The 11,929-nt window shown below is 65.7% G+C and carries 11 protein-coding genes; 6 read left to right on the top strand and 5 right to left on the bottom strand.

Annotated features, from left to right (window positions below):
• Positions 1-20: 20 nt before the first annotated feature.
• Together AB2N08_RS03980 and AB2N08_RS03975 are read left to right on the top strand one after the other, a co-directional pair.
• Positions 21-413: a RidA family protein gene (locus tag AB2N08_RS03980; RefSeq protein WP_367609307.1), complete on the top strand. Its 393-nt coding sequence runs from the start codon at positions 21-23 to the stop codon at positions 411-413.
• A 60-nt stretch (positions 414-473) separates the two neighbouring features.
• Complete coding sequence (locus AB2N08_RS03975; RefSeq protein ID WP_367609306.1) at positions 474-812, top strand: hypothetical protein; 339 nt, start codon at positions 474-476, stop codon at positions 810-812.
• Positions 813-934: 122 nt separating this feature from the next.
• Here the strand turns inward: AB2N08_RS03975 and AB2N08_RS03970 are convergent, their stop codons facing one another.
• The 4 genes from AB2N08_RS03970 to AB2N08_RS03955 form a co-directional block, all read right to left on the bottom strand.
• Positions 935-2,341, bottom strand: a complete 1,407-nt coding sequence (locus AB2N08_RS03970) for an SRPBCC family protein (RefSeq protein WP_367609305.1) — start codon at positions 2,339-2,341, stop codon at positions 935-937.
• Positions 2,342-2,545: 204 nt separating this feature from the next.
• Complete coding sequence (gene fghA / locus AB2N08_RS03965; protein ID WP_367609304.1) at positions 2,546-3,388, bottom strand: S-formylglutathione hydrolase; 843 nt, start codon at positions 3,386-3,388, stop codon at positions 2,546-2,548.
• A 60-nt stretch (positions 3,389-3,448) separates the two neighbouring features.
• Positions 3,449-4,030, bottom strand: coding sequence for a chromate transporter (locus AB2N08_RS03960; protein ID WP_367609303.1), 582 nt, complete (start codon positions 4,028-4,030; stop codon positions 3,449-3,451).
• Positions 4,027-4,635, bottom strand: a complete 609-nt coding sequence (locus tag AB2N08_RS03955) for a chromate transporter (RefSeq protein WP_367609302.1) — start codon at positions 4,633-4,635, stop codon at positions 4,027-4,029. Before AB2N08_RS03955 ends, AB2N08_RS03960 begins: the two co-directional genes overlap by 4 nt.
• Before the next feature lie 142 nt (positions 4,636-4,777).
• Here AB2N08_RS03955 and AB2N08_RS03950 point away from each other — a divergent pair, with 142 nt between their 5' ends.
• The 3 genes from AB2N08_RS03950 (at position 4,778) to AB2N08_RS03940 (ending at position 9,380) form a co-directional block, all read left to right on the top strand.
• Positions 4,778-4,996 (top strand): hypothetical protein, encoded by a 219-nt coding sequence (locus AB2N08_RS03950; protein WP_367609301.1) that lies wholly within the window; start codon positions 4,778-4,780, stop codon positions 4,994-4,996.
• A gap of 329 nt (positions 4,997-5,325) precedes the next feature.
• Positions 5,326-7,422, top strand: coding sequence for an ATP-dependent helicase (locus AB2N08_RS03945; RefSeq protein WP_367609300.1), 2,097 nt, complete (start codon positions 5,326-5,328; stop codon positions 7,420-7,422).
• 524 nt (positions 7,423-7,946) lie between these two features.
• Positions 7,947-9,380 carry a sugar porter family MFS transporter gene (locus AB2N08_RS03940; RefSeq protein ID WP_367609299.1) on the top strand — a complete coding sequence of 478 codons (1,434 nt, stop codon included), beginning with the start codon at positions 7,947-7,949 and terminating at the stop codon, positions 9,378-9,380.
• A gap of 18 nt (positions 9,381-9,398) precedes the next feature.
• Here AB2N08_RS03940 and AB2N08_RS03935 read toward each other — a convergent pair whose 3' ends face one another.
• Positions 9,399-9,998, bottom strand: coding sequence for a phosphohydrolase (locus AB2N08_RS03935; RefSeq protein ID WP_367609442.1), 600 nt, complete (start codon positions 9,996-9,998; stop codon positions 9,399-9,401).
• 189 nt (positions 9,999-10,187) lie between these two features.
• Between AB2N08_RS03935 and glpD the strand changes: the two genes are divergently transcribed.
• Positions 10,188-11,753: a glycerol-3-phosphate dehydrogenase gene (gene glpD, locus AB2N08_RS03930; RefSeq protein ID WP_367609298.1), complete on the top strand. Its 1,566-nt coding sequence runs from the start codon at positions 10,188-10,190 to the stop codon at positions 11,751-11,753.
• The last annotated feature ends 176 nt before the right edge of the window (positions 11,754-11,929 follow it).

Raw genomic sequence — 11,929 nt, 5'->3', positions numbered from 1 at the left:
GTGCCATGGCTGGAGAGTTGATGGACATACTGCAACCGCCCGGCTGGCCGCGCCCGAAAGGCTACGCCAATGGTGTCGTCGCGCGCGGCCGGCAGATCCACGTCAGCGGCATGGTCGGCTGGACGCCGGCGGGCCTGTTCGAGACGGACGATTTCGTGGGCCAGTCGCGCCAGGCCTTGCAGAATATCGTGGCGGTGCTGAACGAAGCCGGCGCCCGTCCCGACCATATCGTGCGCATGACCTGGTATGTGCTCGACAAGCGCGAGTACCTGGACGCCGGGCCGGCGCTGGGCGCGGCTTACCGTGACGTCATCGGCCGCCACTACCCGGCCATGACGGCCGTGCAAGTGGCCGGGCTGATGGAAGACCGGGCGCGCGTGGAGATCGAAGTCACGGCCATCCTCCCGGACTGAGCGCCTCGATGCCGACCTTTCTGTTACCTTGATTCGCATACCAGACACAGGGAGACCAGCATGACCAATCCAATCGTCCGCGTGATCCAGGATTTCGCGATTGCAGAGCAGGTACGGGACGATTTCCTGGCCGCCGGCTTCAGCAAGGACGCCGTCGTGCTGTCGCCGATCGGCGATGAAGCCGGACCGGGGCAGTCCAATTTTACCGTCGGCGACTCGTCCGAAGCCAAGGGCGGCACCGACTACAAGGATGTGTTCCAGCCCGAGGGCGACGTGCACGGCGCCTGCATCCTCAAGATCATGGCGGTCGACGCCAGCGAGGAAGACATGGCCAATGCGATTTTTGCGCGCCACCACGCGGCGGCCCCGCACGCGATCAGCGCGCAGGGCGTGCCCTGATCAACCTTGAAGCCAAACTCGGCTGATAACCAGCTTCGCTGTATCACTACGTACGATCGGCCCCGGATGGGGCCGATCGTCGTTCTACATAAGCGTGGTGGTTGGTCGTTTGTGCCTGATGATCAGTGCAGCGACGTGTGGCTCGGCGGCTGCGGACGGGTCGGGCTGCGCGAAACGCTGCGTTCGATGAACGCTTTCATCTGTGCCAGGTCGTCATCCATCTGGCGCTGCGGATCGACGCCCAGCATGCGCGCCACGCCGTGGCCCAGCACGCCGGCTGGCGGCGCATAGCTGATGCGCACCGTCACGCGGGTGCCGCCATTGCTCGGCTCGAACGTGACGCTGCCGTCCTGTTCGATCTCCGAGCCTGGCTCGCTGCGCCACGACAGGCGGTCCGGACGCGACTGCTCGGTCATCACCGCATTCCACGCGTATTCGAGGCCGCCCGGGCCGCGCACCACCCAGTGCGAACGGCGATGGCCAAGGTCGCGTACTTCGGTCACGTGCGACATGAAGCGCGGGAAATTTTCGACTTCGGACCAGGCATCGAACACTTCGCGTGGCGAGGCATCGATATACACGCTGTTCTCGACGTCGACCCGGCTCGCTTCGCCGCGGTGACGCAGCGAATCGACCAGGTTGCGGCCGCGGTCGCTGCGCAGCAGCACCGCCAGCGCGCCCAGGCCCAGCAGGGCGACGGCCGGCGAACGGCGCACCAGGCCGACGACGCTCAGCGCGCCGGTGCCCAGCAGGGCGGAGTTGGTCAGCGTCGGGCCGCGCGAGCCGAAGGCCTGTGTCAGGTGGTCGGTCCATTCACGCACCTGATGACCGACGGCGTTGGCGCGGGCACGGGCGCCGGTGCCGGCCTCGTGCGCGGCTTGCGCCAGGTTTTCACGGGCCAGGTCGGCGCGCTCGCGTGCACGTTCGGCGGCTTCATCGGCGCTGACGCGGGCCTTGTCGGCAGCGTGGTTGGCGCGGTCGCGCGCGTCATTGGCGACGTGGTGCGCGCGCGAACGGACATCGTCGGCGTAGTCGCGCGCATCGGCGGCGGCGTGAGAGACGCGGTCACGGGCGTAGTCAGCGGCATGCGAAGCGCGGTCGCGTGCCTGATCGGCAGCGTGCGAGGCACGCTCGCGTGCATAATCGGCGGCATGCGAGGCACGGTCGCGAGCCTCGTACGACGCTTCTGCCAGGCGGCCGCGCGCATGTTCGAGGCGGTCGCGCGTGTGGTGCGATGCTTCGGCCAAACGGTCGCCCGCCGCGTGGGCGGCGCCCGCCAGGCGTTCGCCGGCGCGCAGGTACACCGATTCAGCGCGCTCGCGCGCCGAGTCGAAGCGCTCGCCGGCCGTGTGCAGCGCGTGTTCGAGCTTGTCGGCGCCGCGATGGCGCGCGTCGCGCAGCGCGCCCTTGGCGCGTGCACGGCGTTTCGGGCCGCGGTCCGGGTCGAAGGCGTACATCAGCAGGGCGCCTGCTACAGCGGCGCCAATCCATTTACCCACGTTGGTTCCCTGATCGTTCGATTCGTTCATGTCGGCTCCTCTCGGTTAGTTTTACCCGATCGCTGGCGCGATCCCGGCGTTGTCTTGTATGCGTCATCGCACAGCGGCGCAAATATCTGCGCGCAGTTGACTCAGCATACACCAGGGGTTTGCCCTGACCGTGTTCGTTTGCCTTGAGGAAAATGCAACGCTTGCGCACGGGAGGATGGCCGGGCGCAGGGCCCGGCATCGCAATCAGCCGAGCTGGCTGGCGTGGAAACGCAGATGGTCTTCGACGAAGGTCGAGATGAAGTAGTAGCCGTGGTCGTAGCCCGCGTGGCGGCGCAGCTCGAGCGGCTGGCCGATGCGGGCGCAGGCGCCTTCGAAGGCTTCCGGGCGCAGCTGCTCGGCCAGGAACTTGTCGCCCAGGCCCTGGTCAATCAGGATGCCACCGGGGAAGGGCGCCGTCTCTTGTTGCGCCATCAGCGCGCTGGCATCGTATTGCTGCCAGGTGCTTTCATCCTGGCCGAGATAGCCGCCGAACGCCTTCACGCCCCATGGGCAGCGGCTCGGCGCGGCAATCGGCGCAAACGCCGACACCGAGCGGAACAGCTCCGGGTGGCGCAGCGCCATCACCAGCGCGCCATGGCCGCCCATCGAGTGGCCAAAGATGCTCACGCGCTCGGGATCGGCCGGCAGGGTGGCCAGCACCAGCGCGTGCAGTTCGAGCAGGTAGCTGTGCATGCGGTAATGCGTCGACCATGGCGCTTCGGTGGCGTCGAGATAGAAGCCGGCGCCGGCGCCGAAGTCCCAGCTGTCGGACTCGCCCTGCACGTTCGCGCCGCGCGGGCTGGTATCGGGCGCCACCAGGATGATCCCCAGTTCGCTCGCCACGCGCTGGGCGCCGGCCTTGGTCATGAAGGTTTCTTCGGTGCAGGTCAGCCCGGCCAGGTAGAACAGCACAGGCAGTTTCTTGCCGGCAGCCTCGGGTGGCAGGAACACCGAGAACTTCATCGGCAGGCCGATGGCGCTCGAATCGTGCTGGTAGAAACGCTGCTCGCCGCCGAAGCAGGCATGTTGGTTCAGGAGTTCGGACATCGTCATATGGTGGACAGTAAAAGGTGGCCCAGTATGCCGCGTCCTGCCCATGCGTGCCAACTACACCAGTCCAATCGCGCCGAGCAAGGCGCCGGCCGCCAGCATCCACAGCAGGTGCAGGCGCGTGCGCCAGATGATGAGGCAGCTGGCCGCCGACAGCAACCACAGCGGCCAATGGTCCAGGTCCGCGCCGCCGCTCGAGCCCAGCAGCCAGGCGGTCGACAGCAGCATTGCAATGACGAGCGGGGCCATGCCCTGCTTGAAGGCACGCACCGCCCGCAGTGTGCGATTGCGCTGGGCCCATTGCGCCACCTGATAAGTAAACACGGTCGACGGCAGCATGATGCCCACCATTGCGATGACGACACCGCTCAGCGCGGCCGTGACGCTGCCATTGTTGAGGCCAACGTTCCAGCCCAGCAGGGCCACGAACAGCACGTTCGGCCCCGGCGAGGATTGCGCCAGCGCGACCGAATCGCCAAACTGCGCCGGCGTGAGCCAGCCCTGGCGTTCGACCAGATAGCGCTGCATTTCGGACGTGGTCGAGATCGCGCCGCCGAGCGACATCATCGACAGCATCAAGAAGTGCGTGAACAGGCTGAGCCAGTCATGCCAGGCAAATAGCAGCTGCGGCGCGCTCATGGCTTGAGCCTGCGCCAGGCCAGTACGCAGCCCAGGCCGCCGAGACCGAACACGACCGCCGCCAGCGGTACCCGGATCCAGGCCAGCAGCACGAAGCCAAGCGCGGCGACGATGACGCAGACGGCCAGGGGCAGTACGTTCTTGCCCAGCGCGGCCGACATCTTCAGGCCGGTGGCGGCCACGAGACCAGCGGCGACGGCCGCCATCCCGCGCAGCGCGCCCTGGACCGCCGGCACGTCGGCGAAGCGCGCATACACCAGCGCCAGCACCAGCACGACGACCAGCGGCGCCGCCAGCAAGCCGGCCAGCGCACTCATCGCGCCGGCCAGGCCGAAGTGGCGCTGGCCGATCATCATCGCCAGGTTGCACACGTTCGGACCGGGCAGGATTTGCGCGACCGACCATTCTTCGATAAATTCGTCATTGCTCAACCAGCGCTTGCGCTCGACCATCTCGCGCTGGATCACGGCCAGCACGCCGCCGAAGCCCTGCAGGGCAATCAGCGTGAACGACACGAACAGGTCGGTGCACGAGAGGGGGGCGGGGCGATCGGCTGTGCTCGCGCGCGGCGACGCTGTCGGGGAAGGGAGGGGCGGCATGCTCATGCCGGTATTATCGCTGCTTGGCAATGTACGTGCTTGGCATGACTAATATATTCGCGTATTGATACAGGTTTGCCATTGACTTTAATTTGTCTTCGCCAATAATCGGGGTGCGTCACCCATCCAACATCACCGGAGATCAGCGATGAGTACACTGCACGCGCAACACGACCTTTCACGCGTTGCCAGCGCATCCGAGCTGCGCTCCAACGCCGACCAGCGCGATGTCGTTACGCGCGGTATTGCCACATTGTGCGAACTCGGCGTCATGCCGGCGGTCGAATATCTGAAGTCGAATGGCGTGGGCCCCAAGGTGATCGAGCGTGTCGTGCTCGAACCCGAGCGGCGCCGCGCATCGGCCTGAAATGCACGGCAGCGCCGACCGTGTCAAGCGTGTGACCGGCTTTGTTTGCCACCGATCTGCACTTGTCACCGCTGTTGCCTCCCCAATAGGCAAATTGTTGAAACCCGCCCGGCAGGCCGTGTCCAGCGTGTCAAGCCCCCGCTTTTCCACATAGTTATTCACAGACTTTGTGGATATCCAGAAAAGGTTTTATTTATCCGGAGCTTGGCGGCGGCTCCTCAGGTGGTGGTTGATGTCATGCGCCAGCGCGATATCGATGCCCTGCAATTTAGCGCTTGCGGTTCGCTACTGTGTAAATGTACAGTGGTGTTTTCTACGCCCGCTGAACCATGACCACCGCTGACCCGCCCGTTATCGAAGACCCGTTCGCCAGCCTCAATGCCGAGCAGCGCGCCGCGGTCGAGCACGATATCGGCGTCGACGCGCCACGGCCGCTGCTGGTGGTTGCCGGCGCCGGGTCCGGCAAGACCAATACGCTGGCGCACCGCGTGGCGCGCCTGATCGGGGCCGGCGCCGATCCGCAGCGCATCCTGCTGCTGACCTTCTCGCGCCGCGCGGCGGGCGAGATGAGCCAGCGCGCCAGCGGGGTACTGCACCGGCTGCTGGGTCGCGGTGGCCAAGCCCAGTCTCAATCCCAGGCGCCGGTGGCGTTGCCGTGGGCCGGCACCTTTCACAGCATCGGCGCGCGCCTGCTGCGCGAGTTCGCCGGGCGCATCGGGCTCGATCCGCAATTTACCATCCACGACCGGGGCGACGCCGAAGACCTGATGGGTATGGTGCGTCACGAGATCGGTCTGGGCCAGACCGAAAAACGCTTCCCCATGAAAGGCACCTGCCTGTCGATCTATTCGCGGGTGGTCAACAGCCGCGATCCGCTCGCTCAGGTATTGCAGGCCTTCTTCCCGTGGTGCAGCGAATGGGAAGCGCAGCTCAAGACCCTGTTCGGCGCCTATGTCGACGCCAAGCAAGAGCAGAACGTGCTCGACTACGACGACCTGCTGCTGTTCTGGGCCGAGATGGCGGCCGACCCGGTGCTCGGCGCCGAACTTGGCAGCTGGTTCGACCACGTGCTGGTCGACGAATACCAGGACACCAACCGGCTGCAGGCCGCGATCATCACCGGCATGAAGCCTGACGGCAAGGGCGTGATGGTGGTCGGTGACGACGCCCAGTCCATCTACAGTTTTCGCGGCGCCACCGTGCGCAACATCCTCGACTTCGCGGGCCAGTTCTCGCAGCCGGCGCACCTCATCACGCTCGAGCGCAACTACCGCTCGACCCAGCCCATCCTGGACGCGTCCAACGCCGTCATCGGCGCCGCGCTCGAGCGCCACGCCAAGACGCTCTGGACCGACAAGGCGTCGGGCATCAAGCCGCAGCTGGTGTTGATTCCCGACGAGGCCGAGCAGGCGCGCTGGGTCTGCAGCCGCATCCTCGAGCAGCGCGAAGAGGGCGTCCCGCTCAAGTCGCAGGCGGTGCTGTTTCGCGCGGCCAGCCACAGTGCGGCGCTCGAACTCGAACTCATGCGGCGCAACGTGCCGTTCGTCAAGTTCGGCGGCCTGAAATTCCTGGAAGCGTCGCACATCAAGGATGTGCTGGCGCTGCTGCGCTTTGCTCAGAACCCGAGCGGCCGCCTGGCCGGTTTTCGCGTGCTGCAGCTGATTCCCGGCATCGGGCAAGCAACTGCCACGCGCGTGCTCGATGCCGCCGCGGAAAGCAGCGATGTCGCGGCCACGCTGGCGGCGTTTCCCGTGCCGGCGCGCAGCAGGGTCGAATGGCAGGCGTTCTGCGCCCTGTACACGCGCCTGCGAACGCCTGGCCTGCGCTGGCCGCAAGACCTCGAACTGGCGCGCGACTGGTACGCGCCGCATCTGGAGCGCCTGCATGACGATTTCCAGGTGCGCGCGCTCGACCTCGATCAATTGGTGGCGCTGTCGGGCGGCCACGCCAACCGCGAGAGCTTTCTGGCCGAGATCACGCTCGACCCGCCCGAAGCCACGAGCGACCGCGCCGGCCCGCCGCTGCTCGACGAAGACTACGTGATCCTGTCGACCATCCACTCGAGCAAGGGGCAAGAGTGGAAGTCGGTGTACGTGCTCAATGTGGTTGACGGTTGCATCCCGTCGGACATGGCCACTGGCAACCAGGACGATATCGAGGAAGAGCGGCGCCTGCTGTACGTGGCGATGACGCGGGCGCGTGAAAACCTGCACCTGATCGTGCCGAACCGCTTTTTCATCAAGCAGCAGTCGAGCATGGGCGACCGCCATGTGTACGCGGCGCGTTCGCGTTTCGTCACGCCCGTGATGCTCAAGCATTTCGAAGAAAGCCCCTGGCTCAGCGCCGACAAGCGCGAGCTGCGCACCCCGATGCCCGATAGCGTGCGCATGCTCGTGCGCGACCGGGCCCGCAGCGCATGGAAATAAGCGCAGATCGGGACACGTTGGCGACTTATCCCCCGTGTCACGCTTTTGTAGGAGTTCGCCGCAGGTTTACTTGGTGCTCACATGTGGTGCAGGTGCAAGTGCTTGATTTAATTAGGACTAATTTTTGCCTGCAGAACGGGCATTTTGTTGAAACCCGCATCAGGACTAGCCTTGCGGCTTGTCAAGTGGCGCTTGTCCACAACTTTATCCACAATTCTTGTGGATAGCCTAAAAGGCTGAACAAAATCAGCGAGTTAGCTTTGATCGTCGCAACCGTGCGGGCGTCGATGCAGATTGATGACGCCCACTATCCCCAAATTAGTGATTTTTAGTAATACGATTGAAATCCACTAATATGTTTGCCATCGAACATTCGTTTGGCATAACTTCCTTTATCCTTTGGTAAGTAATATAAAGAAATTGCCAATGCTCTCAAGTGCTGGCGTACTTCGCCGTCGTCCAGACGGTGACGAAATGGGCCCGTCGTGTTTCTCAACCCCGTCCATTTCTCATTAAGGATCCGTATGTCTTCAGCAGTTCCCCCGGCCGCCGCCACGGCGCCACCCGATACCAAAGAAAGCCGCTTCGTCTTCAAGGTCGCCATCGTCGCCACCATGGGCGCACTCGCGTTCGGTTACGACACCGGCGTGATTTCCGGCGCGCTGCCGTTCATGAGCGCGCCGCCTTCCACCGGCGGCCTGGGCCTGACCCCGCTGACCGAGGGTATCGTCACCTCCGCGCTCGTGTTCGGCGCTGCCGTTGGCTCGCTGATGGCAGGCTCGCTGTCCGACAAGTTCGGTCGCCGCATGACCCTGATCTGGCTGGCGCTGGTCTTCATGATCGGCGCGCTCGGCACAACCCTCGCGCCGTCGGTCGAGGTCATGGTGATCATGCGCTTCGTGCTTGGCCTGGCCGTGGGCGGCGCGTCGTCCACCGTGCCGGTGTTCATCGCCGAAATGGCCGGCCCCAGCAGGCGGGCCAGGCTCGTCACGCAGAATGAACTGATGATCGTCACTGGTCAATTGATTGCCTACGTGCTCAATGCCTTGCTGGCGCATTTATCGGATTCGCCGGATGTGTGGCGCTATATGCTCGCGATTGCCGCCGTGCCGGCCCTGTTGCTCGGTGTCGGCATGATGTTCGTGCCGCCGTCGCCGCGCTGGCTGGCCAGCAAGAACCGGATGGACGAAGCGCGCGCCGTGCTGGAACAGATCCGCTCGAGCGACAAGCAGATCGAGCTCGAGATGGCCGAGATGACCAAGCTGAACGCGATCGAGCACGACCAGGCCGGCTGGTCTGCCGTGTTCGGTACGCCGTGGATCAAGAAACTGCTGTGGCTCGGTATCGGCCTGGGCTTCATGGCCCAGTTCACGGGCGTCAATGCCTTCATGTACTTCACCCCGATCATCCTGCAGTCGACCGGCCTGGGCACCAATGCCGCGCTGACTGCGACCATCGGCAACGGCGTGGTGGCCGTGATCGCCACCTTCATCGGTATCTGGCTGATCGGCAAGCACGGTCGCCGCTCGATGCTGCTGTCGGGCTTGACGGGTGTGATCGTCATGCAGTTCGCGCTTGGCGCCGTGCTGCTGTGGATGCCCGATGGCGTCATGCGCAGCTATGCCGCGCTGGCGTGCATCCTGTGCTTCCTGCTGTTCATGCAGATGCTGATCGCGCCGGTGTACTGGCTGTTGATGTCCGAACTCTTCCCGATGCACCTGCGTGGCGTGCTGACGGGCACTGCCGTGGCGTGCCAGTGGGTATTCAACGCAATCGTCGCCCTGGTGTTTCCACTGGCTCTGGCACAGTTCGGCAGCGCGACCTTCTTCCTGTTCGCCGCCATCAATGTGGGCTCGCTGATCTTCGTCGCCATGCGCTTGCCGGAAACCCGTGGCCGCTCGCTGGAAGGGCTGGAAAAGTACCTGGAACAAGAACTGACGCCGCGCGCCAGGGCGTAATGAACAGGCCGGCGGCCGTCAGGGCGCCGGCTTGATCGCCACCATGAGCCGTTCGAGCTCATGCAAGAAGCGTTTACAGGCCAGCTTGGGCGGCCACGGTTCCCATGGCGTGCAGTCGTAGTACGCCGCCAGTGGATCATCTTGCAGTATGCCGGCGCGAATCTTGAGCGTGCGCCGCACCTCGTCAGCCGACCAGCCCGCCACATGCACGGCCTCGCTGGCCGCCGCCAGCCGGTCGGCTTTCTTGTGCGCCGCATGCGATATTTCATCCCATGCCGGCAAGCCATAGCGCAGGAACACCACGTGCTCCAGGCGACGGGTCAGGGCGCGAAACGCGTCACCCAAAAACGGCTTGATGACCGAAATCGCATCGAATCCCAACAAGCCTTCTTCGGCGTCATGCAGCAGCTCGCGCAATTCATCGAGCGGCGACAAGGTTGGCGAGGCCGCGCGCCGCAGCAGCATCACGCTGATCGAATGTTGCGCGACTGACAGCGGCAACGGCCATGCCGAATGGCCGCCCCAGCGGTACGTGCGGGCCAGGCCGAGCGCCAGGTCGGCGTCGTCCCAGTCGAAGGGTGTCGGATCGAGCAGGTCGAGCCGGCGGCCCGACGGCATGCGGACCCAGGCGCGCGTCGGCGCGTCCTTGATGGCGCCCTGCGGGATCGTGGAAGAGGGGATGTGCATGTGGCGATTTTACACATCGCCTGTGCCATTTTGCGCATAATTGATCCAGGCACAGCGCGGGTCCGAATCGGCTACCTACACTGGTGCGGAGAGCAGCATGCCGGCGGCGAGGGAGGATGGATGACCACGGACACTTTCATCGATTGCGACCTGCTGGTCGTGGGCGCCGGCATCAATGGCGCCGGCATCGCGCGCGACGCCGCCGGGCGCGGCCTGAAGGTCATCCTGTGCGACAAGGACGACCTCGGCTCGCATACGTCCTCCGCCTCCAGCAAACTGATCCACGGCGGGTTGCGCTACCTCGAACACCGCGAGTTCGGCCTGGTGCGCAAGGCGCTGGCCGAGCGCGAAATCCTGCTGCGCAGTGCGCCGCACATCATGCGCCCGCTGCGCTTCATCATGCCGCAGGTGGCAGGGGCGCGCCCGGCCTGGCTGATCCGCGCCGGCCTGTTCCTGTATGACCGGCTCGCCCCGCGCGACTTCCTGCCCGGCGCCGAAACAATCGACCTGGCCGCGCACCGCGCCGGTGCTGCGCTCAGGCCCGAGTTCGCGCGCGCGTTCGCCTATTCCGACGGCTGGGTCGACGATGCGCGGCTGGTCGTGCTCAATGCGCTCGATGCCCACGAGCGCGGCGCGCAGGTCATGCCGCATACGGCGTGCGACGACGTCGTGCGCCGCGCCGGCCACTGGGAAGCGCGGCTGCTGCGCGCCAGCGGGCCGCTGGCCGTGCGCGCGCGTGGCCTGGTCAACGCCACCGGGCCGTGGGCGGCGCGCCTGGCCCTGCGCGCCGGGGGCGATGCGCCGCAGCGCGCGCTACGCCTGGTCAAGGGCAGCCATATCATCGTGCCGCGCCTGTTCGATCACGGCTGCGCCTACCTGTTCCAGCACACCGATGGCCGCGTGGTGTTTGCGCTGCCGTACGAAGGCGCGTTCACACTGATCGGCACCACCGACGTCGAGTTCGAAGGCGACCCCGACAACGTCGCCATTGCCGACGACGAGAAGCAGTATCTGTGCGCGCTGGCCAACACCTACTTCCGGCGCCAGGTCGCGCCGGGCGACGTGGTCTGGAGCTATTCGGGCGTGCGTCCGCTGCTGGCCGACGATGCCGGCAACGCGGCGGCGGTCACGCGCGACTATCACCTGGCGCGCGACGGCGACGGCCCGCCGCTGCTGTCGGTCTTCGGCGGCAAGATTACCACCTACCGCAAGCTGGCCGAAGAAGCGCTCGACTGGCTGGCGCCACGCGTCGGTCGCCCGACCGCACCGGCCTGGACGGCGCACGCCGTGCTGCCTGGCGGCGACCTGTTCGGCCCCAGGCCCGACCGGCGCGGCGTGCTCGAATTCGATCGCTGGGTGGCGGGACTGCGCCAGCGCAGCGCCTGGCTGCCAGCGTCGCTTGCGCTGCGCTATGCGCGCGCCTACGGTACCCGCGTGGTGCGCCTGCTCGAGGGCTGCAACGCGCTGGCCGACCTGGGGTTCGAGGTCGCGCCCGGCCTGTACGAAGCCGAACTGCGCTACCTGATGACGCATGAATGGGCGTCGTGCGCGACCGACGTGCTGTGGCGCCGCAGCAAACTGGGCCTGCATCTGCGGCCCGGCGCGGGCAAGGCGGTCGACGCCTGGATGGCGGCGCAGCGCGCGGCGGCGGCGATCGGGCGGGCGCGTGTCGAAGATCCGGTGTGAGGGGTGGGGGCAGCGCTTCTGGCGGCGTATCCGCAAAAACTACAGCGATTGGTGCGTGCGCACACTCGAGCTCATTCCTAGGCGCACGGCTATCCGGGATACCACCGTCGTTCCAGCGCAAGGCTGGAACCCAAGTTCAGCATCTTTGCCGCAAAATTCATAGCGGCCTGCAATCG

It is taken from the genome of Massilia aurea (assembly GCF_040790145.1).
In the GTDB taxonomy this organism is placed as follows: domain Bacteria; phylum Pseudomonadota; class Gammaproteobacteria; order Burkholderiales; family Burkholderiaceae_D; genus Telluria; species Telluria aurea_C.
This window is presented reverse-complemented; position numbering and strand designations above follow the sequence as displayed.